The organism is Rhizobium sp. 05N430 (assembly GCF_056396985.1).
In genome coordinates this window covers 38,127-64,149 of record NZ_JBFTMO010000021.1, presented here as the reverse complement: position 1 = coordinate 64,149, position 26,023 = coordinate 38,127, and the positions used below count along the sequence as shown (strand labels likewise).

Below are 26,023 nucleotides of genomic sequence, written 5' to 3'. Positions count from 1 at the left end.
ACGTCATATGGCGTCATTGCCGCATGAGAGCGGCATGAATTGAGACCCTGCGCCGAGGCGCGGGGCAGAAACGCGTTGGTACTCCGCCCGGAAAATCAAAATGGGCGGATGAGCAGCTAATGCGGCGAGTTTTTCAACGATATCGGCGCTAGGGAGACCACCGGGTATTTCAAACATTCGCTTTCATCAATCGGCACAAATTCGATGACTTCCGAGACTATCCCCGCATCGCGGCAACCAAAGCCATGATAGCATAAGGAAGCACACCCGCCTTCACCTTGTGTGCCCCCTTCGATCCACGCAACTTTACGGACGCGATCTTGAAACTTCCAAGAGAAGGTACGCTCCGATTGCAGTGACAGATTCAAGCGGACGTTACTCGTCGAGCAGTTCGGCTCAGGAGCGCGGGCTTTGCAAAGCTACAACGGCAGTGCGCGATGGGACGCGAACGGATGGGCTATGCGCACGGCGAAGTATGCTGGACGCCTTTCCCGTGTCCCGAAATCATCCGTAGATAAAGGCCGAAAGTTCATCCGGCGTCCCGTCGGGGAATGAGCTTTTCAAATGGTCGAGAAAGGCGGAGACGCGCGCGTTGAGCAGGCGTAGCGAACGATCCGCCTCTCATGCTCCAGCCTGCCCATGATAATTTCGGGTGCATGCCGCATTCCCCTATCGTTCCTGTTCGTCCCGATCGCGTTTTTGCTCGGCCTCGTGCTGAAGCTCTTCCGATCTCGGCACGAGCTGTTTGGCAGGGACGGTTCGATTTTCGCCGCCACTTCCATGCAGCGACGCGTCTTGTTCACCGTAACCATTTGCGCGTCCAGCTCGGTCATCGTCGGCGCGGTCCTTCGCCCGATTGCGCGAGCGCTCGGCCGCTGCGATTGCCACACGCAGTTCTTCGTCAGCCTCTGCAATCTCGCGCAGATAGCTATTGCCCGAGGCGCCGAGCTCGGCTGCCGTCGCCATCTCAAAGTTCAAGCTCGCCTGCAAGGACGCCTTATCGGCTCGAATTTCGTCATCGTCAGCCAATTCGATCCGCTCGCGATAATATTCGACCTCGACCATGATGTTGTTTCCAACCTCGACGGCTTCGGGCCCGTGGCGTGCAACAGCCTCATCCCACTGACGATTGGCGTCGTCCGGTCTGGCCGACCCGCTGCTTGGCGCGCGATCCTCAACCTGCTCCGCCAGTTCCATCATCTCGCGACGAACATCGACGTGCTCCCGGGCGGCCGCGGCAATTTCCTCGAAATTGCTCCGATCATCCCGCGGCATGATCCGCTCCGCCTGGAAAAGGGCGGTCTCAACGCGTTTTTCGTACGCCTCGAATTCCGATCGTGTCATGGTGCTCATGTTTTCGATCTCCGCAACCTCAAAAATACTAACCAATTTGGTTTGGAATTGCGAGCCGTTTTCGCGCTCGCCCGATTGCTTTTCGGCGACGAACTCTCGCCTTCCAAGTGCTGTATTAACCCGGAAAATCCTGCTTTTTGCAAATTCAGACGCGCCGATATCGTCACTGTCTCGTGCGAGGTCTTCCCAGGCACCGTGAACTGTTTCAGTATAGGCTTGGCTTTTTGAGGTTCTCGTTGAGGTCACGACCTCGCGCCGTTTTCTATCGTATCGGCGCGCAGCGCTATCGGACGTTCCCACATGCTCGGTGCGGCCTTCCCGGTTGATCGGGCGAACCTGATTTTTGGTATAGGAGGCAGCATTCGCCTGATCACGGCGATCGGTCATTTCCATCCGTATACCATGCTCGCGGGCATGCTGCGCCAAACCTTCGCGCCAGCGCCGGAAAGATGCGATCGATGTCTCGACACGTTCGCCGTCCTCGGATCGCATGGCAACGATTGCGTGAACATGGACGTGCGGTCGCTTACCGCCGGCCGACTCGGTTTTGGGATCCTGACCTGGATCATGAAGAGAGAAAACGTACCGGTGCTGACCAAACTCCGCCGCCAGGAACTCTCGGGCCGCCGCGCGAAAAGCCTCGACATCGGTTCCGGCCCTCGCGGACATGACAAGGTGCATTACATCGCGCGGCTTGCGGCTATGCAGTTCGCCCCTCCACTGCAGTTGCACCAGATCGCCCGCCAGTTTGGCGTCCGTTATCGTCTCCCCGCGATTGTCTCGAACGCCACCGTCAGCTCGCTCGACGAGTTTGCGCAAACGTGCGGTCCCATATTCGACGCCATTGCCATAGCCGGTAAAATGGAACTCGGCCGATCGGCCCCCGTTTTCCGACATTCGCGCCTGAACGATCTCTTGCGCCTTTTCATCAGCTGTCAGCCGCTCGCCGGCCCGGTCTCGCAAGACGGCAACACCATCGATCCGGTAATGGTCCTGACGCTCTTGCACGGCGAATGCAAACGAGCGCTTTCCCAGCGCCGTACTCACGATATCGCGGGCCCACGCGTCCAGCGCCTGCCCTTCATCGGGCCTCCGCTTGACGTCGATACGAAATGTCCCGATGTCGCGGCTCTCGGCACGGTTGCCCATCAGGTGCGCCCAGTCCTCAGAAAGGCCCGCGACCGCCCCCCGGCCGCGCAGTTCTTCGCCCGCCTGATTTTCCATCGCCACATCGCCGTTTCGAGAGATATAGCTCGCCATGGCGCCCAGGCGTCCGCCGCCGCCGAACGATGTCATCTTCACGACCGCGGGCTGACTTCCGCCGGCAAGTCCGGCAAACCGTGTTGCCATCGAACGCGGCGCCGGCCCGGGCCACGCGAGGCCTTCACGTGCGGCTCTCCCGCCGACATTGAGACGGCCGCCAACGCCGCCGCCTGAAGCAACTCCCCGCCGCCGGCGCTCTTCCTCCTCACTGGGAGAATTTCGGCCGATCAACCGCTCGTGCAGGTATGCCGCTCGGCGCTGCTCCCATTCCGCCGTAAAGGCGCCGAGAAAAATTTCCATCAGTCCCGACGTCCAATCCTACGGCCTGGCCGGCTGGCGAGACGCTGCAACTCAAGAGCAAGGCCCGCGACAAGGGGCTGCAGCTCGCGCAGGTCAGCGATGGCGTCTGCCGGAACGGAACGTTGATACGAGCGCCGAACGAGACTGTTGAGGTTCACTCCAATGGCCCGCAGGTCACGATGAAGAAGCTCAAAAACCACCCGATCGTCTTCCGACAGGAACGGTAAGATGCCGGCACCATCAAGCGTCAATGAGCGCATAAACGCCGACACCGACATCTCCGACTGCCTGGCTGCGACTTCGACAGCGGCGAGCTCTGGCGCGGAAAAACGCGCATGGACGACACGCTCCTTACGCTCCTTGACAGCAGGCACCGCAGGTCGTGACCTTCCATTTTCGACCATGCCGTCGTCTCTTCACGTGTTCGCCGCAGGCGGCATCGGCGGCCCGTCCGCCGATCGTCAGCAAATTTGTATCACAAATTTGCGTATCCTGCCAAACCAATATAACCTATTTCAGTTCATAAAAGCCAAACTTAACCTGGCACCGTAAAGGCCACATTCATACTCGTAACACTCATCGGAAGTTTGACCCTTCCACATCACATGACCAACTCGTGTGAAACATCGATAGCGTTGCTGGAAAGAGGAAAGTGAAAGTTATATAGTGAAAATTAGAGGACTCATGGGGTGCGGATGATCTTCCACAAGATATGAGACAATGCTTCGAAAGAGTGTCATCGGACTACCTAGTGGATGATCTGGGATGTGATGCACCCAAGCAAAAAGCGACTGGACGTCTGCAATTTTTGACCTATTATAGTTCATATTTCGAGCATGGCGCCGAAACAGTTCCGTAGCGGGAGAAGGTCATGCCTCGGACCTATGCAGTCGTCAGTAACAAGGGCGGCGCCGGCAAGACAACGATGGCGACGTTGATTGCCGGCGAATACGCTCTATCGGATCAGCGCGTCCTGATGATTGACGCCGACAGCCGTCAAAATCTGGCCGGCTGGTGGAAGCTCTGCCACAGCAAGGGCAATGTACCGGATAATATCGAGGTGACGATTGCGGCGACCCAACGGGCAATCGACGATTTCCTGAAGAAGCTCGCCAGCTTTTTCGATGTCGTCCTGATCGATGCGCCCGGTGTCGATAGCGTGCTGCAGACGACGATCATTCGATCGTCGGACGTGGTCCTTTCACCGGTACAGCCGGGCATCAAGGAAATCGAGGCCGCCGGCCAAACCGTCGCTGAGGTGAACGACATCAACGATCGCCTCGGTTTATCGATCGTGCATATGAACGTGCGCACCCGTATCACGCTGCCCGGCCGCAATCTTGAAGCCTATCGCTACATCCGGCCGTTCGTGGCAGGTCTTCTCGATGCGCACTACCATACGATGCTTCTGGAAACCGAGCTTTACGAACGCAATATCTATCGCGAGATCCAGAACGGCCTCGGGACACTCCAGATGCAGGACGTGACAGACTCAGTCCGGAAGGCGCGTCTCGAAGTAAAGGCGCTGGTCGATGAGATCGACATTCGCCAGGTGGCCGGACCGGCTGAGGCGGCGGCATGAACAAAGGGGCGATCGACTTCAAGCAGTTCTCTCTCGCGCCACGCCGAAAGCCTGCAGTTCAGGATACAAACGAAGGCCGGCTTGAGGTTGCCGCTGACGAGCAAGCCGCCGATTTGCACGATCAGGCTCCGGCGCCTCTCGACAATGACCGCGGCCGCCAAACGGCGCTTCCGCGCCTTCCCGAAGACGAGCGGCAACGGCGAAGCGCAAAGCGGGCTGCCGATCAGGACGATACCCGGCGGCGCCTGAAAAGCCTGAAGCGCGCCAAAGACCGCGCCATCAAATTTTACGTCAATGTGCCGCTGGAGCAGGAGATGAAGGCGCGTCTCGTGAGAGCGGCTCATGAAAACGAAGTGAAGATGACGGTTATCATGCAGGCTGCCATTGAAACCTATCTCGAAGACAACGGCTATTGAACAGCAGCATCTGGACACGCCGGTCGATCCGGCGTGTCCAGATCAAGCGCGCCGTGGGCCGCCTCAAAATGGGGGCTCGACCTCGATGCGGCCGTCGAGTTCGGCCCAGATGACTTCGCGCTCGGCCAGCGCCAGGTCGAGCTCGGCTTCAAGCGCCCGGCGTTCCCAGGTGGTTTCGGCGTTACGGGCTTCAGCGCGCAGTTCTTCGATATGCTGGTCGATGGTCATCGTCGTCTCCTTGACGTTTGTGGAAGATGACGGCGGCACGCAGGGTGGGGAGAGGCAGGTCCAGGCTCGTGGAACACGACCGGCGGAGCCGGCGCGCGGAGGAACCGATTTTGTCGAAGTGCAGTGAAACGGAACGGAGAGAAAATCGGAGGGGCCGCGCGGCCTTGAGCTGGCTCTTCCCACCCGGCACAATCGCCCGGTCTGAGCAGACAGGTTTCCCTCTCGTTGGGCACCCCTTCCTGCTTGCCATCGGCCGCTGCGGGCAGCCGTTGCCATGAGGCGGTTCCGGTTCGATAGTGTCGAATGCGATGAGGATCACCCGGATTTCGCGGGACTGCTGGCCCGCGCCTACCGCGCCAAAGTCCGACCGCTGTGTCTCTGCCGTGAGCAGGCGGCGCCGATGTACATCGCAGATATCGGCAATCAACTGGTCATCAAGCGCATGCCGCTTTCCGGTGAAGGCCATGACCCAGCATGTCCCTCCTATGAACCGCCCTACGAATTGTCCGGGCTCGGCCCGCTGATGGGAAGTGCAATCCAGATTGATGCCTCTCTCGGGTCAGCCTCATTGAAGCTTGATTTTTCCCTTTCCAAGCGCGCCGGGAGCAATCGTCCCGGCGTACCGGAACCTACCGGCGAAAGCGTGAAAGCGGAAAGCAGAAAGCTGTCGCTACGCGCCCTGTTGCATTTCCTGTGGCATGAGAGCGGCCTGACCGAATGGACCGCGCACTGGGCCGGAAAGCGCCACTGGTGGCAGGTCTATCATCATCTGCTGGAGGCCGCCGGCAACATGGCGGTGCGCGGCGAGAGCCTGTCGGAGCGGTTGCTCATTCCCGAGCCTTTCAGGGCCGAGGATAAGACAGCGATCGAACACAGGCAGGCGCAGAAGATGGCTGGTCTTTTCCAGCAAGGTCCGAAGCGCCTGATGTTGCTTGTCAGCGAGGTCAAGGAATTTACGGAGGCGAGAGACGGCCGGCTCGTGGTGGTCAAGCATATGCCGGGCTTCCGGCTTTATCTTGAAGACACGGCCTGGAAGAGCGTGCAGCGCCGCTTCGAAGCGGAATTTGCTCTCTGGCAAAGCGGGGAAAACCTGCACCTGATGCTGATCGCGACGATCGGCAGCGGCAAAGCCGGGATCGTCACCATCGACGAGATCGCGCTGATGTGCGTCAGTGAACAGTGGCTGCCGATCGAAAATGCTTTCGAGCAAAAACTCGTCGGGCGGTTGACGCGGTTACGCTTGAAGTCGGTCAAGGGTCTGCGTTTCAACCTTGGCCGAAACCGACCTTTGGCCAACGCGATGCTGCTGGAGACGAAACCGCGGCCGCATGCGCTCTACATCGTGCCGCCGTCGGCCGGCGCTGATTTTGAGGAAGCACTCAAGAAAATGATAGAAGCGCGGCCCGATCTTGGCGCCTGGGTCTGGCGCGTGGTCGAGGGCGATATGCCGCCAATCCCGACGTGATCGTGGCGATCACTCGGCCGACGCGCCTTCAAGGAGACCGTCGTAGACTTCGAGCAGTGCATTGGTGATCGCCTGGCCGAGTGCGGCGCCTGCCGCGCGGACGTCATCTTCGGAGCCGTCGCGGGCAGCCCGTGCCAATTCGAACCCTTCCTCACTGACGATCAGCTTTGCCACCTCGATCGCCCAGAGCCCGAAATCACCACGATTGTCGATCTTGATTGCCTCTTGCACGACGACGCTCCCCTTTCTTTAATGGTGAACGGCCTTTATCGGGAGAAAGCGCCGATAGCCAGAAATCATCACCGATGTGAATCGAACCTCAGTGATCGATTCAAAACTCTCGTTGGACGGAGGCGACCCAATTCGGCGACCTTGCCTAAATGCCGAACTATCCATTCCATCTCTACTGCCAGCGCATCGATGCCACCCGGAACATGGCTCGATACTACGCCATCTCTATTCAGCCGACATTGTTCGGCGAGGCCTCGGTCGTTCGTTCATGGGGACGCATCGGCAAGGCGGGCGGCGAGAAAAGCGAAGTCTTCGACAGCGAACGGGAAGCGGCTATCCACTTCCTGGCCATTGCACGCAGGAAGAAGACGAAAGGCTATAAATCGGTCGGTAGTTGTGGAAATCCGGCATGGCCAAGTGCTTTTGCTGCACCGCGTCGATGACAACGATCGTCGCCGATGGCAGGGATTCTCGACCATTAATGATGCGGAGAAGCAAATGACCACGACAAACGAAATCGCAGACAAGATTGCAGCGGAGCATGGTCTCACCAAGGCGCAGGGCAAGATGATCATCGAGGCGGTGATCGCCTCCATCACCGAGGCTGCGGTTGCCGGCAACGAGACCTCGCTGCCGGGCTTCGGCAAGTTCAAGGTCAGGGCGACGCCCGAGCGCGAAGCGCGCAACCCGTCCACGGGTGCGACCATCAAGGTCGCAGCCGCCAAGAAGCTGAGCTTCCAGCCGGCCAAAGCGCTGAAGGATGCGCTTAACAAGTGACACACCGAAAGCCCCGCTCGGATCGAGCGGGGCTTTCGGGTCAATTCGTCAGCGGCGCGTGCTGCGCGACCAGATAAGCTGCAGACCTTCCTGCCCCTGGACTTCCGTCAGGGTCGCGTAGATCGGGGCGGGGAAGCTCGGGTCGTCGAGCTTGACCGAGATGTAGTCGCGCTCGGTTTCACGGGCCTGCTTCTGCCAGCCGGCACCGAACTCGACATTGCCGGCCAGAACCCTGAAGTCCGGTGCGTCGTCGGAGGAGCGTTCGACCCTGATAATCTTGGCCTTGACGTTGAGGTTGAGGGTCTTGATGGTGCCGGAAAAGCCGTTTTCGGAAGCGGTGAATGAGCCGATGGTTGCCATTGTCTTGATCCTTTTCAGTTGCTCGTGCCGCGCCCATCGCGGCCTCGATGGCTGTCGACAAGACCGGAAACGATCGGACCGCACCCCTTGTGGCTGAAACGAAGTGGAGGACGGCAATTAGCCGAGGCTTTCTTGTCTCGCGAGGAATGGCCGCAGATCCGGGGTCCCCACATGACCGGTCATATGGGGTGGGCGTGGCCAGGGGAAGAAAACGAGCAAGCCGTTGCGGGAAGACGATCGAGCCGAGCCCGCGAGGCGTTTTTTGGTCAGACAAGCCGCATCGAGACCGCGGTGGGCGAGCCGTAGCTTGAGGATGGGCCCGACCATGGCACCGTCAGCGTCCGGCGTGATTCCGGACGGCGTTGCCAAGCATACCCAGTATCGGGAATTGAAGGCACCAGAGGCTGGCCGCGTGACTTCGCTCCGATGTGCCAAATAGGAATTCAGGACGGAGCCGACGTGATCGGCCTGATGCCGGAACTCGCGACGGTGCCACCGGCTATGATCGGTTCACCGTCGCCAGCCTGCTGCTTGCCGCTGCATCCTTGACGGTGCGTGCGATGTTTTTCAGGAAGGCCGGGCTGAAGCTGCCGAGTGGCCTGCTTGTTTCGAAGTCGAAAGCCTTGTCGAGCTCGACGCGATTATATTCGTCGAGGATGATCCAGCAGGGAAAATCGAGGCCGGCACGGCGGCATTCGATCTGGCTGATCGGCAAAAACAGGCGATCCTCATGCGGGGCCTGCGAGGTGATGGCGAAGAGGAAAACGGCGCCCGGGACATCGGGCGTCCGCACGACGACGCAGACGGGGCGGGCCTTGCGGCCGCTTTCCTCGCCGGCATCGGCCTGTCGTTTCCAGAGATAATGGAAATGGACGACGTCGCCCGCATCAAACATGATCGTCCTTGAGCAGCGCGTCGAGGCCGGTCATCAGTTCTGCATGGACGGCATCCGGGGCATCGTCGAGGCCGTAGGCGAGCGTGTGCGAGCCGCCGAGGAGGCGCCGATACTGTTCCGCCGTCAGAATGACGAGTTTCTCCTTGCCGCGCTTGGTAAGCGCGACCGGCTCGATCAATGCTGCCTCGAGGATTTCACCGGAGGCCCGGTTCATATCGGAAAACGAAAACTGCTTCATGAGAACCTCCATTCACCTACGTAAAATACGTATTCTAGGTAATTCATGCAAGTCGGCTGCGACAGAAACCGACTTGCAACACGTCATGCCGCCATCTTGGCGGAACCGGGCTGCAACGCATGCAGATAAGCCACGGCCCTTTGCGCCTGCGCTGCAGCCTGGACGATGAAGCGTTTGTCGCCGCGGAGCACCTCAAGCCAGGACGCGAGATAGCTTGCGTGGTCGGGCCGCGGCTCAAGGTCCGGGACAATGCCGAGATCGGCGGCGAGAAACGCCGCGCCGAGTTCGGCGATCAGCTCCTCGCGCGCCCGCTCGGAGCGGTCTTTCGCGTAGCGGGAAAGATCGCGGTTCACGCGATGTGATGGCCCCGTCCAGTGGATTTCCTCATGGGCGAGCGTCGCATAATAGCTCTCGACATCGCGAAACGCTTCTATCGGCGGCATCTGGATCACATCCCGCTCGGGCGCATAGAAGGCTGCCGCACCACCATGGCGGATCGTTGCCCCCGTTGCCCGGAAAAAGGCGTCGGCATGCTCGAGACGCTCGACAGGCTTGAAGGCCGGCGTCTGCGGCGATGCGCCAAAACCCGCAGGCAGGCCTTCAATCTGCTCGAGATTGAAAACGGTATAGGCTTTCAGGAACGGGATTTCGTGCTCGACGTCGTCGCCGTTGGCGTTGGTCTCGGTCTTCCTGATGCGGTTGGCATAAACGACCATCGTCCCGGTCTCGCCTTTGCGCACGTTGCCTCCAAGTTCCAACGCATGGCGAAACGTCATCCAGGTGCTGGCACCAAAGCAGCGGCTTGCGGCCTCAGACCAGAGGAGCAGGACATTGATGCCGGAATAGGGTTCGCCGTTGAAGCGAAGCGGGCGCGACACGCATCCCGCATGCCGGGCGGCACTCCACGGCTGGACCCAGGGGCGCACGCCCTCTTCCAACTGAGCGAGCATGATATCGGTGATCCGTGTGTAGACGTCCGGGCGCACAGCATCGGTCTCGCCAGATAATTTCATTGACGTTTTCTTTGGCTTTCTCATCGTCTTTTCCTTCATCTTCGACACCGCGCCGATCGCGGCTCGTCACGGCGGTCGACCAGCGCGCGGGCGGCAGCGGCGCACCCGGCTCGTCAAGATCGTGCTGGAGATAGAAGGACCGCTGGGCCGAAACGACAGTGGAGGACGGCTTGTCCGTTGCGCCGCTTTCATGTCGCCCTCGGGCTAGACCGCAAACCGGGATGAGCCGCGCTCGGCGCCTGGGCCGCCTTGAGTGACACGAGAAAAGGCCGGACGAGGCCGGCCTTTCGAGATGGATCAGTGAGCGTGCGCCTTCAGTCGAAAGCCGATATCTGTAGTGACGCGGCGCGCTGGTCGATCGAGGTCGCGGGATTCGGCGAGCCGCTGCGCTCATAGGGCTTCCAGGTCTCGCCGGTAATGTCTTCGTAAGCGACAACGGCGCCCTCGGCCGCCATGCGCAGGACATGGGCCTGAAGCCCCATGACGGCGGCGAATTCGCGTTTTCTCTGGGCGCGGCTGTCGAAACCGACCGGACCCTCGAGATCTTCGTCGCGCAGATCGTTGCTAAGCCTGGCGGTCAGATCGCGTGCCTCGGTGACGGAGCGGCTATAAAACAGCCCGGCTCCGTGAGCCGATCCGACGAAGGAGCCGACGATGCGCTGCATATGGATCTGCATCGCCTTCTCGCCGAGGCCGTCCTTCATCGCCTCGGCGCCATCGATAAGCTGCTGGCGGTGCAGGTCGCGGATTCCCTCGCTGTCGACAACGGATAGGCCAAAGCTTTCCGAGATGCGCATTGCCTGGGCGGTGTCCGGGCAGGCATGCCGGACCATTTCGAGGGTCGTCGCGCGGGGCGTAGTTGAGCGATTCGTCGCAGCAGAACGGTTGAGCGGTGCCATGGTCGGTGTCCTTTCGGTCTGGTTGAGCAAAACCCGAGGTCCGGTTTTGGGTGCTGTCCCTCGGGTGCGGTCGACACGAACCGGCGAAGCGGCCCGGCCCAAGGTCAGGACGATGCAAGAGAGCGAGGTGCGGTTGCGGAGGTTGCGGGCCCAGGCCTGCAGAAAACGCGGCCGCGCTTTGGCGAACCGCGCATCGAGACTGCCGCAATGCGGCGCGGCACGCGGCCTTTGACCGGGCGCCGTCCGGTTCAGACCGCAACGAAGCCGAGGGTCAGAGCGTATGAACCTGTGGCCGATACGCCGCCAGCAGACCGGCGCGTCACCACTACCGTCGCGCCCGAGCCGCGCTTCAGCGGTATTGCCTACCCACAAACCGATCGCGTGGCCGCAAGGAGTCTGGCTGCAGCGGCAGCGCAACCTCAGGCACCGACCTGCCTAGATGATAGTGACAAGACACCGCCGGCGAGAACCGGCGGCGCTGGGCAGGCGCTAACCCGTCGTTACGCTCCGGCTATTCGGTCGCCTCGTTGAACCTGCTGTCCAACTCGTCGCCGACATGATCGAGACCAGCCGCGGCCGGGTTGGCCGCCGTTTCAGGATCGTCTTCTCCGGCCTCCACCGCGCTTGCAAGTTGCGTCATCGCCCAGGCTTCGGCCTCCCGGCGGCAGATACGATTAGCGACGCCGGATGGAAGCCTCGAAAAGTCAGCAAAGAACCTGGCAGTTTGCTTTTCTGACACATTGCAAAAGCTTGCCGGTGTCGAGCGTTGGCGGGACGTTGACGGCCCCATTCATCTCGCGCAGGTCATCGGAAACAACCAGCGCGCGCGTAGTCTCGAAAAGCGTCGAGGCGCTAATGCGGTTAGCGCCGCGTTCGTACGGCCCTCCCAATTCGCATTTCGTTTACCCCTTGCCATTCCCTCTATTTCCGCATTAGGTTCAGCAGACACCCCTGCCAACCACCGGAAGATGAACGCCATTCGTCAAGAAATCACACGCAGGACCATTCTCATACGAATGCTCGCGTACCGGGATCACTGCGATCAAATTGGCGCGCGAGGTTGCGATGGCTCCGTGCAGCCGCGGGCCGCGTTGGGATAACCGCGCAAACTGTTGCCCACGGTCTTGTGTTGACTGGCGCGGCAGGTTTTCGCAATTCGCGCCCGCTCTCGACAATTGGCGAAGGTGCTTGCCGAGCCGTATTGAGGGCCGCGTCAATCCTGCGTTGTCGTCCCCTGACCGCATCAGGCCGTCTTGATCACAGAAAAGGCAAAACCGGACAGCTCAGTTTATATACACCCCTTAAATGGGTTGAATAACCAAGAATATGAAATATATTGGTCCACCAAAGGGATCAATTAATGTTTCTCACTCTTGAAATCCATTTCAAAGATGAATGGCATCAAGCCGCGGCACTTGAACTCAAGAGCGACGCAGCCGGCTTTCAGGGTGCGTCGATAGTCGATTACGATCTCGATTACTTTATACGGTTCGCATCGGTGGATTTTGCAGAAGGAAACGCGGCAAATGACAATCGCGCACTTTCAATCCGATATCCCGTTGACCTCGAGAATCGATATACCTCAACGTGGCCACCATTCCTGCTCGATCTAATGCCGCAAGGACATGCAAGGCGCAAGCTGGCAGAACATTTAGGCCTCAGCGAGGGAGCACGCAGCTCGGATCTTCCTCTGCTTCTCCGCTCTGCCGTAGGCGGAATAGGTAATGTCCGCATAAAAGAAGCCGCTGAGGCAGAGAAGCAGCGGCTACACGGTGTGCAGCGCCAAGGAGTAACAGAGGCTGAGATCCTTGAACGATCAGATCGTTTCATGGAAGTAGCCGATCGTTTTGGTATGCTTGCTTCGGGCTCAAGTGGCCTGCAAGGCGAATGGCCAAAGGTCTCCATGACCAAGGCTATCGATGGCCTTTATTATCCCGACAGCTTCGTGTCCGACGATGAGGCCGTGCGGCATGTGATCGTCAAGCTGGTCCGCAGCAATGAGCCCGTAGACCGGCTCATTCTTGAAGGCGAAGCCCTCTATTCGCAGATCGCTCAAAAGATCGGCCTCAATGTCAGTGAACCGTCGGCCTATGCCGAAGGCGTCCTGATCATTCCCCGTTTTGATCGAAAGAAGAGAGAAGGAGGTGGAACCGTTCGGCTGGGTCAAGAAAGCCTTGTTTCGGCCATTGGCGTTGCCGACTTCGGATATGTTGGCACGCATGAGGCCTATATCGACATTCTGCGCCAATATTCCGCCGATCCCCTCGCGGACGTCGTAGAGTACCTCAAACGGGACATCGCCAACCTGGCTCTCGGCAATCCCGACAATCATGGTCGAAATACCGCGCTCACCAAGTTCCAAGACGGAACTGTCCGTCTGTCTCCGCTCTTTGATTTCGCTCCAATGCGGCTCGCCAAGGAGGGGATCGTTCGCTCCACCAGATGGGCCACGATGCGAGATGCCGGCCGGGATCATTTCCCTGATTGGAAGAAAATTTGCGCCGAACTGTTTCCCGATCTCACTGAGCAAAAGATACTCGCGTCCGCACTTCTGACGTTTGCAGAACGACTCTGTGAGGCGCCGAGCATTGCGAAAAACCTGGCGGCAGCTCCAGAAATTTTAGAGCGCGCAATGGCACGGTGCACTGAAATCGCCGATAGCGTTTTGCAGGCGAAGCTATGATGCCGGAGAAAATCTGAGTGGCTCGCTGGAAAAAGCCTACAAAAGAACAGGTTCTTGAGAACCGGCGCACGCTTGCTGAGCGAGCTCGAACCGGTGATTTAAGGCTGCCCGGCGCAGTAGCGGCAATCCGGAAGAGTTTCGGCATGACCCAGGAAGAGTTTGCCAAAACGCTGGCACTTACGCGGCGTCAAGTTGCTGAGATCGAAACCGGCAAAGCAAACCCGACACTGGAAACACTGGAAAGAATTGGGCGCCTGTTCGGATTTTCGGTAGGTTTTGTGCCGAGGGCAGAGAGCCGTGCGAATACTCAAAACTAAAAGGCGAACAACCCCGTAGGAACGTTTAAACTTTTCGCGGAACTGATCGCCTACCATCTTGACGCCAGAGACAGGCTGACGCCGCACAGATTGATCTCGACCACGCAAGAAAGCGGTCCGAGGTTTGGGAACAATTCATCGCCGTACTTGGCCACAATCATCGTAATCTGATCCCCGGCGTGGACGCCGGGTATCAACCGGCTTCTACGTGATGGCTTAAACGACAAGTCGCCACAACTCTTACGCATGATGAAGGCAAGCCTGGTGCGCATGGCGGCCTGTAGACAACGTCATGGGACCTGGCGCGCGCGAGGCTCGGCGGCAGGATCAATCTTGACTTCGATCCCGGCCGAACCGTTGAGGACACGATCGAGCACGTCGTTCAGGAGTTCAAAATCGCCCATCCCGAAAGAGAGATTAAGGTGTCCGTGGAGATCGAAGCTGCGCCGCGGATCGACCATGTGCGGACAGGACAGATGTTCTCCAATCTCCTTGGAAACGCCCTAATGCACGGTGCGCCAGACCATCCCGTGCGGGTGAAGGCAATCACTACGGATAATCAATTCGAGTTGAGCGTCGATGACAGTGGCGAGCCAACCCCGGTGCAATCTCTCAACAAGCTTTTCAACCTTTTGACCGAGCGGAGGGTTCGAAAAGCCAGGGGTTGGGGTTAGGGCTCTACATTTCATAGATATCGCTCGCGCCCACGGAGGAACGTTAGCGGTTTTGTTCGACGAGAAAATGCATCGCTTCACTTTCTCCATGCCCATCGAGACTAAGCACCCGGAACGATTGGCCTGACACCAAGGCTTTATTGGCAACCGTTAACGGTTTCCGGCCCTGCCGGACGGACGTAGCGGCCACTGTTTTTTGGTTGAACGCAGAACAAAGCTGAATTATTTTTCGCCTGGCAGACAGAACTCAACTCACTGCTCTGCGTCTTTTTTGGCCGATTTCAATGCGGGACTTACTGAACTGTTTCATCGACCTGAATTCGCAGCGTCCGGATGTCGCGAAGACGTCTGACATGATACTAGCTCATGCGAAGTTCCTCGGCCTTCAAGCCGCATTTATCGGCGACGACAGAAGCCTTCTTCGGATCAGCGGGAGGCCCGATCAAGCTGAACTGATCGACGAATTTTTGTTCTTCATGGACCCCACGCAATACAGCCATCGGATTGCAGGCCTTCAATGAAACAAGGGATTTCGGTGTTTGAGACAAGAGAGGCGTCGATCCTATCGCCTCGCGACCTAGCGATCTGCCAGCGCGTTTTTGACCACGTTTGTGTGACGAAGCAAATCGCATTGGACATGCATCGAGAAGAGCTTGCCAAACGTATTGTGCTCGCATTCCGCAGTGGTCTGAGAGACGAGGGCACGCTCATTAAGGTACTGCTTGATGAAGATGGCGCCGCCTAGGGAGGGTCGGGCGAGCGCTCGTCAGCTGGCTTCACGCCCTTCCGCACGACGGATCGGAGCCACAATCCTCCCAGCATCCCTCCGTCCCCCGAATTCGCAGATGGCTCCATAGCTAATCTGAAGGAACTGTTCAGGGATTTCGGCGGTGCACTGGGGCCAGTCGTCGCCGGGTTGCGCAGTGATGTGCAGGTCCATCGCGCGGCCCTCCAGGAGGTGCAAGCACGACGCTGGATAGCAGACCGCCTCGTCTTGATCGGGGACGCCGCACATGCCACGTCTCCAAGCGTGGCGCAGGGAGCGGCGATGGCGCTCGAGGACTGGGTCGTACTTGCGAACATCCTCACTCCGATGAACCTGTCGACCGAGCGCTGGAGCAGTTCCACACCGTTCGTTCCCCGCGGATCGCGTTGGTGCTGGAGAAATCGCGGAAGAGAGACGGGTTGCGGACGGGATCGGGATTCGTCCAAGATTCGATGCTCAGGCTGTCAGGCAACCACATCTACCGGAAAACCTACCAATCGCTTACCGGGCCTATCGTTTGATCGGGTTATGAAATCCCAACGCCAATTTCCTGCGCGACACGCTCGACCTTGGCTTCTGCTGCGACGTGCACCATTAGCCAAGGCAGGTTGACGGTCTCGACGATGCGAGGAAGACATTACGGACGTACGCGCCGGAGAGGTTTTATCTGTCAAAGCTGGCTCCAAGCTCCTACCCGTGTCACCGCCTTCGAAAGAGCACTCCGAATTCGCAAGACGATGCTGACGATCCAGCTCCATGCTTGCGAGACGTCTAGGTATACGCCGCACTTGTTCGGACGCTCTAGGCGACCGCGCGTCGGTGACCAAGAGGCCGGTACATGACGCTCTCGCCTTCCGCCACCACGGTGTGGATAAATCGAGTGCGACGAAATGGTAACAAAGGGCTTTGCACTCGCCGAAACGGGATCTGGTTTAAGGGGCGATAAGACTGTGGTCGCCAACGCTTTACTTAGGAGCAGGCGGCGGACCCCGGTGAGCGCTACAGCGAGCACTCGATGCTCCCGCCGGTTCCACGCCCTGCTGAAAGGGCCATCTTCCACTATCTACGTTCTGAAATCGAACCCCACTCGCCGAGCTGTGCAAGGCGTCATCTTCCGTCTAGGCCCGACACTGAGAGAGTAAGCTTGGATTTAAAACGGTGGCACCTTGTCGAGATCGCGAAACGCAAGATTTCGGGCACTGTTGGAAAGATATCCCCAGTCGCTCGGCGACGGCCTTTGGGACAGCCCTGCCCTCTTCCTGACTTCCTTTAGGCGCGCACCAATAAGAGCATCGACAGACTTAGTCCCGCTCTTCTCGTCTCCAAGCCGCCACCGCTCCTCGATGCCAAAATCCACGTCGCAAATTTAGTGCATCCTGGACAGGCTTCACTAGCCCAGGAGGACATTGGCCCATGTATGCTGCGACCATCGGATTAGACATAGCGAAGAACGTGTTCCAAGTATATGGAGCCAACGCCGCCGGCGACCCGTTGTTCAATCGACGGGTTTCCCGAGCAGCCATTTTGGATTTCTTCAGCAAATTACCACCATGTGTGGTTGCAATGGAGTCGTGCTCGACAGCCCATTACTGGGGGCGTTCGATATCGGCGCTGGGCCATCAGGTGCGGCTTATCCATCCAGCATACGTGAAACCCTTTGTGAATCGCGACAAGACGGATGCCAATGATGCTGAAGCCATCCATGAAGCCTTGTTCAGGAGGTCAATGCGTTTCGTCCCATTGAAGTCCACGAGCCATCAGGCGTCGACAATGCTATTCAAAACAAGAGCGCTCCTGGTTCGCCAACGCGTTCGTGCTGTGAATGCGCTGCGCGCCCACCTCGCTGAACTGGGTATCGTGGCGCGGCCCGGGACATCGAATGTCTCGTCGTTGATCTCGATTGTCCGCGATCGACAAAGCAAGAGCTTACCGCCTTCAGCTATTACAGCATTAAAGATCATTGCCAGGCAGATCGATACCCTTACCAAAGACATCGAAAGTCTCGAAAAAACATTAAAAGGCCAAGCGAAGGAGGATGACGAGATGAGGAGGCTGATGACCATCCCGGGTCTTGGACCAATGACCGCTACCGCCATCAAGGCTTTCGTGCCAGACATTGGCGTCTTTAAATCTGCCCGCCACTTCGCTTCATGGACAGGTCTCACGCCCAAGTCTTTCTCTAGTGGGGAAAGCATCACGATCGGCGGCATAACAAAAATGGGGAATGCGGATTTGCGGTCGCTTCTCGTCACAGGAGCTATGTCGGTAATTCGGAACACGAAAACGGATGACAACAAAAGCTGGACTGCGTCCTTAAAGCGACGAAGACCGTTCAAGGTGGCGGCGATCGCTCTGGCAAACAAAAACGCGCGCACGATTTGGGCCATCCTTACAAAAGGCGGTTCCTACGAGACCGCGCCCACAAGAGCCTGAGCCGCAACGGATGACCGCATGTCGGTCGTCGATCGGAGTTCGAGATAGCGGAATGCAAGAGTAGGCAAGCAACACCGGCGAATACCATGTGCCCATGAGCACGCTCGAGTGACGGGTGCTTGCCCCGCGTAAGTCGCTGAGGCTCAGCGCGGGTTTCGCGTGGAAGCCGTACACTTGGTTGCAGCATTCAAGAAATCGCTCATCGAACTCCGATCGGGCGGATCGTAGGCAACTGCGGTCCGCCTCTATCGTCAAGCCAAGGCGTCAGAAATACGCAGTTTGACTACTTGCGTTGTAGGACAGGTTCGGATCACATGTGAACAGCACGATATCCTTGGAGAAGAAGATGCCCCGTTTTTTGACCCGCGCCGCCTTCGTTCTGACCACGTTCATGATACCCGCCGTTGCATCCGCGCATACCGGGATAGGGCCGACATCGGGCTTCGTCCATGGCTTCGCCCATCCGATCTCCGGCATAGACCATACGCTTGCCATGGTTTTGGTGGGCCTACTCGCATACCAACTCGGCGGCCGGGCGATATTCCTCGTGCCAGCGGCTTTCGTAGGCATCATGATGGTTGGCGGCGTGCTTGGTGTCGCGGGCGTCGATCTCCCGATGGTCGAAATTGGGATCGCATTGTCGGTTGTTGTCCTGGGAGCCGCGGTCGCGCTTAGAATTAAGACGCCGACGACGGTTGCAATGGCGGTCGTCGGCCTCTTCGCTCTTTTCCACGGGCACGCGCATGGATCAGAAATGCCGGCGAACGCGACCGCCTTCACCTATGCTTCGGGCTTTGTCGCGGCAACTGCACTGCTGCACGGACTCGGCCTTGTCGCAGGTTTCATAACCGCACGCCTGAGTGACAGCAGGGGCGAACTCATTGCCCGCACCGCTGGAGGTTTGGCAGCTCTAGCGGGATTGGGACTCGCAATTGGCTTGGTGGCGTGACGCGCACATCATCATGTCAGGCGCGCCCGCATCGACTGTTGGAGGTTCTCGAACTGGGATACCCGACTGAAGCCGACATTATCATCTCTAGGTCGCCTTAATGCCCCATACTGAGAAACCGAGCTTGGGGTTTGGCGCTCATGAGTTTCGACCAGGGAGAACATGATGGCTCAGGAACCTCTAATTGGTAATCCAATCACAGTCGGGATAGTAGGCGCGGATGGTGAAGTCGAACAAGTCGCACTTCCCGAGCGAGGCGTAGCATGGCCGGAGACCACGGGCGTCGATACGCTAATCGTTACCCCGCTGAAAATCGCTCTGACGACCTCGCTGGTGACCATCGCAATCGCCTTCAATCCACTCGTTGTTCGGTATCGGCAACGCGCGTTGAAGGGGTTCGGATGGAGGTCCGTTGGGATAGCGAGTGGTCTGATCGATTGTTCACATCGGTGGAATATCAGCATCAGGCGATCGACGACGTGACCAATCTGCAGCCCACGCCTCGCCTGCCATGGTTGGAAGGAATTTCTGCGGACGCGTGTCGTTCCGCTTAACGAGCCCCATGAGCTCGAGAACGCGCAACGTGGAAAGATCGGACCCCTTCGGCGCAATAAACCCCTGCTCTACGCATGCAACCATCACCCGTGTCTGCGCTCTCGTGAGTCTTGTCGATATCGCCAAAACCACCGCCCTTCCCCTCGTGGCAGCTTCGCTCATCTGACGACCTGAAGCGCAATCAGACCAAAAATCCCGACGGCAATTCGCCACCAACCGAATGGAGCGTAACCTCTTTTGGAGACGAATTCGAGAAGTTGATGGACAACGAGAAGCGCAGTCAGGAATGCAAATACAAATCCGATCACGATCATCATGCCCTGGTCGGCGGTCAGGCCGTGGCGGCTCTTCCAAAGATCGAGCGTGAACGCACCGAGCATGGTCGGCATAGCGAGGAAGAACGAGAACTCGGCTGCTGATCGCTTGTCGGCACCCAGTAGAAGAGCGCCGACGATAGTCGAACCGGATCGAGATGTGCCCGGGATCATCGCCAGGCACTGAACGAATCCTATAGTAATCGACATTGGCCAGCTGAATTGCCGAGCATCGAAGTAGCGTGGCTCCGGCGCGACGCGATCAACCACAAGAAGCACTATACCCCCGAGTATCAGCACGATGCACACGAGGACCGGGCTCTCGAACAGCACCGCCTTGATGAAGTCGTGTGCGAGCGCTCCGATCACCGCTGCGGGAAGAAAGGCGAGGATAATTGCGGCGGCGAAATGCCGTGCCTCCCGGCTCGTCGGCAGCGCGGTCACGATGGCGATGAGCCGATGGAAGTAGATCGATATGATCGCCAGTATTGCTCCGAGCTGAACGAGGACGTCGAAGGTCGCGGCCGATTGGAGGCCAAGCAGTTTTCCTGCCAGGATGAGATGCGCGGTCGACGATACAGGAAGGAATTCGGTTAATCCCTCGATGGAGCCGAGCAGGGCGGCGGTCAGAAAATCGGGCATGGTCTCTCTCAGAAATGAATACGAGATCAGCGGTTTGCCACCCGTTCTTCGAAGGCGAGCATGCCGACAAAGACAGTGACGGAGAGGAGCAGACCGAGTGTCGCGTCGGATGCGTAGTGTGCACCGACTGCCACGCGAAGCGCTGCAGTTCCGATCGAAGCCAGGATGACCGGAGGTGCGATCCAAGTGCGATAGCGGGGCGGCAGCAGGAAAAGAAGGCAAATCAGCCAACCCGCTCCCGAGGCCTCGCCCGATACGAACGAGCAGTTCCTCTCACAGGCTCCGTCAAACGATCCCGCCGGCATAAACTCCATCTTGCCGCCGAACAGATCGGTCTGGATCGGACGTGGGCGGCCGGAATGTGCCTTCAGGAACACGTTGGCGATCAACCCGGTGCCGATGCCCAGACTGACCAGAGACGCCCAAAGGCGATGAACCGGCATCTGGTGCCGCAGCCTGGGTGAGAAACCCGCGACTGCCAAAGCTACGACAACCATCCCTGCGGCGACGTAAGGTAACGCATAAAGGATCCATCGAAGGGTCGTGATCGATGTGTCCCTGCTCAGCGGGAAATTACCGCACTGATCCCCGGCAGGCAGATTCACGCAGAGAGGACTGCTAAAGAATAGCTCCGAGATCTGGACGTCAATCATGGGCCAAGCGTGAAAAATGGCCAATAGCAGAAACCAGAACGCCGTCAGAATCAGAAATGAATCGAGGTATTTGCGCTGCCGAGCAACCGCGTGAAAAATGGCCATGAATGGGCTCTCTTGGTTCTAGGGAACGCCCGCCATATTTCGGCTCCGCCTGACACCAACCTGAACGAAGGCCGCCGGGTTGTTTACGGATTTGTAAAGAATTCCGAAAGCTCGGAGCTTCACCGAAATACCGGATGACCAGGTGTGGATGAGACACGATTGGAATGAGCGGGTTGCAGGACACAAAAGGGAGCCCGTGCCTCGGTGACGGGCTCCCTCTTCTTCAATGAGAAAGCCCCGTTGTTTCTCGCTGATCCTGGTTGGCGGTCATGTAGACGACGATCAGGATGATCGCGCCGAGGAAGGCGAAGCTCGTGTAGATCGTTCCGAAGCCAAGGCCTCCGTATTCGCTCGGTTGCGACAGCAAGTCCCCGAACGATGCGCCAAGCGGCCGGGTGAAGATGTAGGCCAGCCAGAAGGCAGCGATGCCATTCACCTTGAAGATGAAATAAGCCGCAGCGATCGTTGCAATCAGCGCCACGAAGATGAGCGCGGTCGTCAGATATCCGAAGTCGAACTTCTCGGCGACCAGATCGCCGGCAGCCGTTCCAAGTGCGAACGTGAACAGGATTGCAAGCCAGTAGAACCCTTCGCGACGGTTGGTGAAGATCGTGTGGATCGAAAGCGTACCTTCCATCAGATACCAGGCGAGGAACGTGACGGCCAACGCGACTGTGAAGAAGATCGTCGATGCTTCCAGCGGCACGCCGAAATTGTCCGTCAGGTTATCAGTCACCAGCGTGCCGACGACGCTGATCAGAACGACTGCCGCCCAGTAGACTGCCGGCACGTAGCGCTTTTGTGCGAATTGCGCTCCAACCACCATCATCAGGACGACAGTCATCATGATGGACGTCAATGTCAGGCCGAGGCCAAGATTGACGGCAAGGTAATCAGCCGCGGTTTCCCCCATGGTAACCGCCATGAGTTTGATGAGCCAGAAATCGACAGTCACTTCGGGAACGCGATTTTCCGGCTCGGCAAGGTGTTGGTTTGCCATGGTCATGCTCAGTCCTCCTATTACTTACCCATGATCTGCATGGCTTCAGCGAGGAACTTGTCCGAGCGCGTATCATCGTCAGCGTTGCAACGCTCGACAGCCTTGGTCTCGAGGTCCTCGACCTTCTTCATGTCGGCGTCTGACAGCTTGGCGGATCCCTTCGCAGTCCGCATTTCCTTCAGCATTTCTTCGCAGGGAACGGCGGCATGAACAGGCATGGCGAGCGCGATGAAGCCGAGCGCCACGACAGAGTTCAGAACGGTAGCGGCAACGATTGTTTTCATAATAGTATCCTCTCGGAACAGTGGGTGCCGCACCATTGCAGCGAGAGGGACGATATCGGCGGGGTCATACGGGCGCCTTGCCGGAACCATACGGTTTGGTAAGGTTTCGACATCCCACGACTTTACAAAACCGTATGTTGTAGCAGCGGCATCACAGCGGTTACATTCACCGAACGGACACAAACTGGCGAAGACACGACATGCGCATCCTCCTGGTTGAAGACGACCGCAAGACATCGGAATACGTGGCCAAGGGATTTGCCGAAGCCGGACACAGCTGCGACGTTCTGGGTGACGGCCGGGACGGGCTGTTTCAGGCGCAGCGCGAGTCCTACGACGTGCTCGTCGTCGACCGGATGCTGCCGGGGCTGGACGGCCTGTCGATTGTCCGGTCTCTTCGCGCCGCCCGCGTCGGCACCCCTGCCCTGTTCCTCACGTCCGTTGGTGGCGTAGACGACCGTGTCGAAGGGCTGGAGGCAGGAGGCGACGACTATCTGGTCAAGCCATTCGCTTTTTCGGAGCTGCTCGCCCGCGTCAACGCGCTCGCCCGGCGCCCGCCCGTGCAGGAGCAAAAGACTGTCCTGAAAGTAGCGGATCTGGAACTCGACCTGATCCGGAGAGAGGCCCGGCGGGCCGGGCAGGTTATCGAACTACAGCCACGCGAATTCACCTTGCTCGAAGTCCTGATGCGTGGCGAAGGCCGGGTAATGACGAAAACGATGCTTCTCGAACGCGTCTGGGATTTCCATTTCGATCCGAAGACAAGCGTCGTTGAGACCCATGTCAGCAGGCTCCGGGCCAAGATCGACAAGCCCTTTCAGGCGCAACTCCTCCACACCGTGAGAAACACCGGATACAGCCTGCATGCGCCTCGCTAGTCTGCGACACAGCACGCCCTTCAGACTGGCCCTGACCTTCGGCGTCCTGTTCATCGTCACGTTCATCGTCAGCGGCGCGGTCATGTACCATATGCTGAGCGCTGGCCTTGCCCGCCAGATGGACGCGTCCCTGCACGAAATGAACTCCGTTATCGCCTCGACCTATGCTCCTGATGACATGGAGGATCTCGTGGCCACGCTGAACAGCTACGTAAACCTCCAGACGACAAAGGATGGCCTCTACTCGCTGGTCGATCCAAAGGGTGTAAGGCTGGCCGGCAATTTCACGGCAATCAGAATGCGGCCCGGCATCTACACAATAAAACCGGAAGACATCGGCCTTCCAGGCTCGGGCAGGTTCAGGATCGAAGTCACGCAGCTTGGCCCCAACATGCTCGTCGTCGGCGAGAGTTTCTCGGACATGGATGACCTCCTGAGGATCGTGCTCGTAAGCCTCGGCTGGGCGGCGGTACTCGTCGTCGTCGCCGCGCTCGGCGGTGGCATCTTCCTGGCAGCCAGGGCACAGCACCGTCTGGATGCGGTGGCCCGCACAATGCTCGACGTCTCCAACGGCCGACTCGACAGCCGGATACCTCTCCAGGGCCGCAGCGATGATCTCGATCGCGTGGGAATGCAGATCAACAGCGCGCTCGATCGCCTTTCTGGAATGGTCGAGGGGATGCGCCAGGTCAGCGCCGATATTGCCCACGAGCTCAAGACGCCGCTCAATCGCCTGAAGATGACTCTGGACGACGCCATTCGTGGAGCCGCGCGCGGCCGCGATGTGGGACAGCTGCTGGCGGATGCGCGTGCCGAAAGCAATCAGATCAATGCGACATTCGAAGCGCTTTTACGCATATCGCAGATCGAGGCGGGCGCTCGTCGACAGCGCTTCCAGAACGTTGATCTCACCGAGATCCTGACTTTCGTCGAGGAAGTCTATGCGAGCGTTGCCGAGGACAATGGACAGGCACTGAACCTCCTTCCCTCACCTATTGCCGCGTTCCAAGTCCAAGGCGACAAGGAGCTTCTGACCCAGATGGTCGTCAATCTCGTGGAGAACGCCATCAATCATTGCCCGCCTGGTACTAGGATCGACATGTCGCTCGTCTCGGCGCATGCCGAAATCGTGCTGCGCGTAGCCGATAACGGTCCGGGCGTGCCCGCGGAAGAACGAGACAAGGTATTCCGGCGCCTGTATCGGCTGGATAAAAGCCGCACGACACCCGGCAGCGGCCTCGGCCTCAGCCTCGTCAGGGCGATCGCCGATCTGCATTCCGCACATATCGGCCTCGCCGATAACGCCCCAGGCCTGGCGGTCACCGTCTCGTTCCAATCGGTGTAAACGTCCGCTTGACGGAATCCAGCCTTACAAAATCGTAAGAACCTGTCGAAGCCACGGTAAGAATGGTTGCCTAGGCATGCGTGGTGCCGCCCGTTCCCACGCGAGGCGGCAATCCTCTGACCCTGCCGCAACGGCACAAACACTACAGGAAAGATAATGCATCAACAGCTCAAGTATGCCGTCACCAAAGTGCCGGAAGTCACGTTGGCATTCTGGATCATAAAGATCCTCGCCACCACGCTCGGCGAGACGGGCGGGGACGCAGTGACGATGTCGATGGATCTGGGAAGACCTGGAAGAGCATTTCGAGCGCAAGGGTTGATCAGCAGATTAAGATCGATGCCCGGAAAAAGCGCCAGCAGAGCAACGTCCAACTGGTTCCAATGATCCAGCCCGCGAGCACGTCACTTGGATAATGGACACCAAGATAAACCCGGCTCATTCCGATCATGATCACAACCAGAGCTGCAGCACCGTAGAAGATTGGCCGGTGCGCGGGAATGCTTCCCAGTGCAGTACCAATGAGGGCAAGCGCCAAGTAAGTGGCCGCCGAGACCGTGGAGTGGCCGCTCGGAAAGCTGGCATCATGAACCTCGACCAGATGCGGGACGATGGAAGGGCGGGGTCTGTTGAGAAGCGTCTTCACCACATTGCTGATACACCACGCTCCGAATGCCGATAAGGCCAGAAAACCAGCAGCAGCGCTCCGTTTCGCCAAATACAGAAGCAAAACAGTGAAGAACACTATCGTCGCCAGAACGGCCAGACTGCCGAGGCTGGTCATGTTCTCGAAGTAGTTCTGTAACCAGTGGGGACCTGCCGGAACGTTCAGATCACTTGCCTTACGCAGTGCAAGAAGGACACGTGTATCGAGGCTTGCAGTCTCGCCTTCGACGGTTTCGTGACCGAGCCATGGGACAGCTACCACTCCGACAAAAAGCGCGACTGTGATCGCAATCTTTGACGGATGACTGCGTCGAACCAAGTTGTGCAAGCTGGTCATTGCTGACGCCCCTCTCCCACCAGACGCGATATCCTGATGCCGAGATCGGGAAGAGAGAAGGGTTTGATAAGGTAGTCGTCAGCCCCGCTCGCCAATCCTTCCATGCGGTCGCTGAGTTGATCGAATGCCGACAAGATCAAGACAGGGACATTGCGATCAAGCTTCCGAATATGCTCGAGAACCGACAGACCGTCGCCGTCAGGCAATCTGAGATCCAGCACGACGCAATCATAGGTGCCCTGCCCGGCTGCTGCCATCCCGTCCACCGCGTTTTGGCACCAACGCACGGAGTCACCACCGTCAGCCATGTGGCCCACGATAGCGTCACCGATCAGGTTGTTGTCTTCGATTAATAGGATGTCCACTCGGATCCCCGGAACACATGTCAGACTCCGGGGCCAA

Annotated in this window: 29 protein-coding genes and 1 pseudogene; 14 read left to right on the top strand and 16 right to left on the bottom strand. The window is 58.6% G+C overall.

The genetic code is table 11. The features are described from left to right. Positions 1–669 precede the first annotated feature (669 nt). Both AC1DJO_RS27185 and AC1DJO_RS27180 read right to left on the bottom strand, forming a co-directional pair. On the bottom strand, positions 670–2,916 hold the full coding sequence (locus AC1DJO_RS27185) for a relaxase/mobilization nuclease domain-containing protein (RefSeq protein ID WP_112445790.1): 2,247 nt from the start codon (positions 2,914–2,916) through the stop codon (positions 670–672). Further along, the gene (locus AC1DJO_RS27180; RefSeq protein ID WP_442210524.1) at positions 2,916–3,320 is read right to left on the bottom strand and encodes a plasmid mobilization protein; all 405 of its coding nucleotides are present in this window, start codon (positions 3,318–3,320) and stop codon (positions 2,916–2,918) included. The genes AC1DJO_RS27185 and AC1DJO_RS27180 overlap by 1 nt, the downstream gene beginning before the upstream one ends. 467 nt (positions 3,321–3,787) lie before the next feature. Here AC1DJO_RS27180 and AC1DJO_RS27175 point away from each other — a divergent pair, with 467 nt between their 5' ends. Both AC1DJO_RS27175 and AC1DJO_RS27170 read left to right on the top strand, forming a co-directional pair. After that, on the top strand, positions 3,788–4,498 hold the full coding sequence (locus AC1DJO_RS27175) for a ParA family protein (RefSeq protein WP_112390672.1): 711 nt from the start codon (positions 3,788–3,790) through the stop codon (positions 4,496–4,498). After that, positions 4,495–4,914 carry a hypothetical protein gene (locus tag AC1DJO_RS27170; RefSeq protein ID WP_112390673.1) on the top strand — a complete coding sequence of 140 codons (420 nt, stop codon included), beginning with the start codon at positions 4,495–4,497 and terminating at the stop codon, positions 4,912–4,914. Before AC1DJO_RS27175 ends, AC1DJO_RS27170 begins: the two co-directional genes overlap by 4 nt. A 63-nt stretch (positions 4,915–4,977) precedes the next feature. Here the strand turns inward: AC1DJO_RS27170 and AC1DJO_RS27165 are convergent, their stop codons facing one another. After that, the gene (locus AC1DJO_RS27165) at positions 4,978–5,142 is read right to left on the bottom strand and encodes a hypothetical protein (protein WP_310301170.1); all 165 of its coding nucleotides are present in this window, start codon (positions 5,140–5,142) and stop codon (positions 4,978–4,980) included. A 274-nt stretch (positions 5,143–5,416) separates the two neighbouring features. On the opposite strand from AC1DJO_RS27165, the gene AC1DJO_RS27160 reads away from it, so the two are divergent. After that, the gene (locus AC1DJO_RS27160; RefSeq protein ID WP_477973898.1) at positions 5,417–6,607 is read left to right on the top strand and encodes a DUF1173 domain-containing protein; all 1,191 of its coding nucleotides are present in this window, start codon (positions 5,417–5,419) and stop codon (positions 6,605–6,607) included. Between the two features lie 9 nt (positions 6,608–6,616). Here the strand turns inward: AC1DJO_RS27160 and AC1DJO_RS27155 are convergent, their stop codons facing one another. Continuing rightward, entirely contained in the window at positions 6,617–6,838 is a 222-nt protein-coding gene (locus AC1DJO_RS27155) for a hypothetical protein (protein WP_112390675.1), read from the bottom strand. A 149-nt stretch (positions 6,839–6,987) separates the two neighbouring features. Between AC1DJO_RS27155 and AC1DJO_RS27150 the strand changes: the two genes are divergently transcribed. Together AC1DJO_RS27150 and AC1DJO_RS27145 are read left to right on the top strand one after the other, a co-directional pair. Next, on the top strand, positions 6,988–7,281 hold the full coding sequence (locus AC1DJO_RS27150; RefSeq protein ID WP_112390676.1) for a WGR domain-containing protein: 294 nt from the start codon (positions 6,988–6,990) through the stop codon (positions 7,279–7,281). A gap of 55 nt (positions 7,282–7,336) precedes the next feature. Beyond that, positions 7,337–7,615 carry an HU family DNA-binding protein gene (locus tag AC1DJO_RS27145; RefSeq protein ID WP_112390677.1) on the top strand — a complete coding sequence of 93 codons (279 nt, stop codon included), beginning with the start codon at positions 7,337–7,339 and terminating at the stop codon, positions 7,613–7,615. A gap of 48 nt (positions 7,616–7,663) precedes the next feature. On the opposite strand, the gene AC1DJO_RS27140 is transcribed toward AC1DJO_RS27145, so the two are convergent. The 6 genes from AC1DJO_RS27140 to AC1DJO_RS27115 all read right to left on the bottom strand — a co-directional run bounded on the left by AC1DJO_RS27140 (position 7,664) and on the right by AC1DJO_RS27115 (position 11,660). Then, positions 7,664–7,975 (bottom strand): DUF736 domain-containing protein, encoded by a 312-nt coding sequence (locus AC1DJO_RS27140; RefSeq protein ID WP_112390678.1) that lies wholly within the window; start codon positions 7,973–7,975, stop codon positions 7,664–7,666. A gap of 499 nt (positions 7,976–8,474) precedes the next feature. After that, entirely contained in the window at positions 8,475–8,870 is a 396-nt protein-coding gene (locus AC1DJO_RS27135; protein WP_112390679.1) for a hypothetical protein, read from the bottom strand. Next, a complete protein-coding gene (locus AC1DJO_RS27130; RefSeq protein ID WP_112390680.1) occupies positions 8,863–9,108 on the bottom strand; it encodes a type II toxin-antitoxin system prevent-host-death family antitoxin in 246 nt (81 codons plus the stop codon). Before AC1DJO_RS27130 ends, AC1DJO_RS27135 begins: the two co-directional genes overlap by 8 nt. 83 nt (positions 9,109–9,191) lie before the next feature. After that, positions 9,192–10,121 (bottom strand): zincin-like metallopeptidase domain-containing protein, encoded by a 930-nt coding sequence (locus AC1DJO_RS27125; protein ID WP_112390681.1) that lies wholly within the window; start codon positions 10,119–10,121, stop codon positions 9,192–9,194. Positions 10,122–10,435: 314 nt separating this feature from the next. Next, positions 10,436–11,020, bottom strand: coding sequence for a hypothetical protein (locus AC1DJO_RS27120; protein ID WP_112390682.1), 585 nt, complete (start codon positions 11,018–11,020; stop codon positions 10,436–10,438). A gap of 511 nt (positions 11,021–11,531) precedes the next feature. Beyond that, on the bottom strand, positions 11,532–11,660 hold the full coding sequence (locus AC1DJO_RS27115) for a hypothetical protein (protein WP_310301160.1): 129 nt from the start codon (positions 11,658–11,660) through the stop codon (positions 11,532–11,534). A gap of 720 nt (positions 11,661–12,380) precedes the next feature. Between AC1DJO_RS27115 and AC1DJO_RS27110 the strand changes: the two genes are divergently transcribed. The 6 genes from AC1DJO_RS27110 (at position 12,381) to AC1DJO_RS27085 (ending at position 18,842) form a co-directional block, all read left to right on the top strand. Beyond that, positions 12,381–13,703 (top strand): type II toxin-antitoxin system HipA family toxin, encoded by a 1,323-nt coding sequence (locus AC1DJO_RS27110; RefSeq protein ID WP_477973897.1) that lies wholly within the window; start codon positions 12,381–12,383, stop codon positions 13,701–13,703. Between the two features lie 17 nt (positions 13,704–13,720). Next, the gene (locus tag AC1DJO_RS27105; RefSeq protein WP_112390684.1) at positions 13,721–14,020 is read left to right on the top strand and encodes a helix-turn-helix transcriptional regulator; all 300 of its coding nucleotides are present in this window, start codon (positions 13,721–13,723) and stop codon (positions 14,018–14,020) included. Between the two features lie 422 nt (positions 14,021–14,442). Then, a complete protein-coding gene (locus AC1DJO_RS27100; RefSeq protein WP_148194374.1) occupies positions 14,443–14,694 on the top strand; it encodes an ATP-binding protein in 252 nt (83 codons plus the stop codon). A gap of 928 nt (positions 14,695–15,622) precedes the next feature. Then, positions 15,623–16,072, top strand: a complete 450-nt coding sequence (locus AC1DJO_RS27095) for an FAD-dependent monooxygenase (RefSeq protein ID WP_477973900.1) — start codon at positions 15,623–15,625, stop codon at positions 16,070–16,072. 801 nt (positions 16,073–16,873) lie between these two features. Then, on the top strand, positions 16,874–17,893 hold the full coding sequence (locus tag AC1DJO_RS27090; protein ID WP_442208007.1) for an IS110 family RNA-guided transposase: 1,020 nt from the start codon (positions 16,874–16,876) through the stop codon (positions 17,891–17,893). A gap of 346 nt (positions 17,894–18,239) precedes the next feature. Continuing rightward, on the top strand, positions 18,240–18,842 hold the full coding sequence (locus tag AC1DJO_RS27085) for a HupE/UreJ family protein (protein WP_112390690.1): 603 nt from the start codon (positions 18,240–18,242) through the stop codon (positions 18,840–18,842). A gap of 713 nt (positions 18,843–19,555) precedes the next feature. On the opposite strand, the gene AC1DJO_RS27080 is transcribed toward AC1DJO_RS27085, so the two are convergent. From AC1DJO_RS27080 to AC1DJO_RS27065, 4 genes are all read right to left on the bottom strand, one after another. After that, the gene (locus AC1DJO_RS27080; protein WP_112445774.1) at positions 19,556–20,353 is read right to left on the bottom strand and encodes an undecaprenyl-diphosphate phosphatase; all 798 of its coding nucleotides are present in this window, start codon (positions 20,351–20,353) and stop codon (positions 19,556–19,558) included. A 26-nt stretch (positions 20,354–20,379) separates the two neighbouring features. Beyond that, positions 20,380–21,111: a phosphatase PAP2 family protein gene (locus AC1DJO_RS27075; protein ID WP_112445773.1), complete on the bottom strand. Its 732-nt coding sequence runs from the start codon at positions 21,109–21,111 to the stop codon at positions 20,380–20,382. Between the two features lie 223 nt (positions 21,112–21,334). Next, a complete protein-coding gene (locus AC1DJO_RS27070) occupies positions 21,335–22,117 on the bottom strand; it encodes a COG4705 family protein (protein WP_405049662.1) in 783 nt (260 codons plus the stop codon). Between the two features lie 14 nt (positions 22,118–22,131). Further along, the gene (locus AC1DJO_RS27065) at positions 22,132–22,395 is read right to left on the bottom strand and encodes a hypothetical protein (protein WP_112390694.1); all 264 of its coding nucleotides are present in this window, start codon (positions 22,393–22,395) and stop codon (positions 22,132–22,134) included. A 200-nt stretch (positions 22,396–22,595) separates the two neighbouring features. On the opposite strand from AC1DJO_RS27065, the gene AC1DJO_RS27060 reads away from it, so the two are divergent. From AC1DJO_RS27060 to AC1DJO_RS27050, 3 genes and pseudogenes are all read left to right on the top strand, one after another. Beyond that, positions 22,596–23,273 carry a winged helix-turn-helix domain-containing protein gene (locus AC1DJO_RS27060; RefSeq protein ID WP_112390695.1) on the top strand — a complete coding sequence of 226 codons (678 nt, stop codon included), beginning with the start codon at positions 22,596–22,598 and terminating at the stop codon, positions 23,271–23,273. Continuing rightward, the gene (locus tag AC1DJO_RS27055; protein ID WP_112518737.1) at positions 23,260–24,618 is read left to right on the top strand and encodes a sensor histidine kinase; all 1,359 of its coding nucleotides are present in this window, start codon (positions 23,260–23,262) and stop codon (positions 24,616–24,618) included. The genes AC1DJO_RS27060 and AC1DJO_RS27055 overlap by 14 nt, the downstream gene beginning before the upstream one ends. Before the next feature lie 156 nt (positions 24,619–24,774). Next, positions 24,775–24,897, top strand: a pseudogene (locus AC1DJO_RS27050) (hypothetical protein); the annotation flags it as partial. A gap of 43 nt (positions 24,898–24,940) precedes the next feature. Here the strand turns inward: AC1DJO_RS27050 and AC1DJO_RS27045 are convergent. Together AC1DJO_RS27045 and AC1DJO_RS27040 are read right to left on the bottom strand one after the other, a co-directional pair. Next, a complete protein-coding gene (locus AC1DJO_RS27045; protein WP_112390697.1) occupies positions 24,941–25,621 on the bottom strand; it encodes a phosphatase PAP2 family protein in 681 nt (226 codons plus the stop codon). Continuing rightward, positions 25,618–25,986, bottom strand: coding sequence for a response regulator (locus tag AC1DJO_RS27040; RefSeq protein WP_112390698.1), 369 nt, complete (start codon positions 25,984–25,986; stop codon positions 25,618–25,620). Before AC1DJO_RS27040 ends, AC1DJO_RS27045 begins: the two co-directional genes overlap by 4 nt. Between the last annotated feature and the right edge of the window lie 37 nt (positions 25,987–26,023).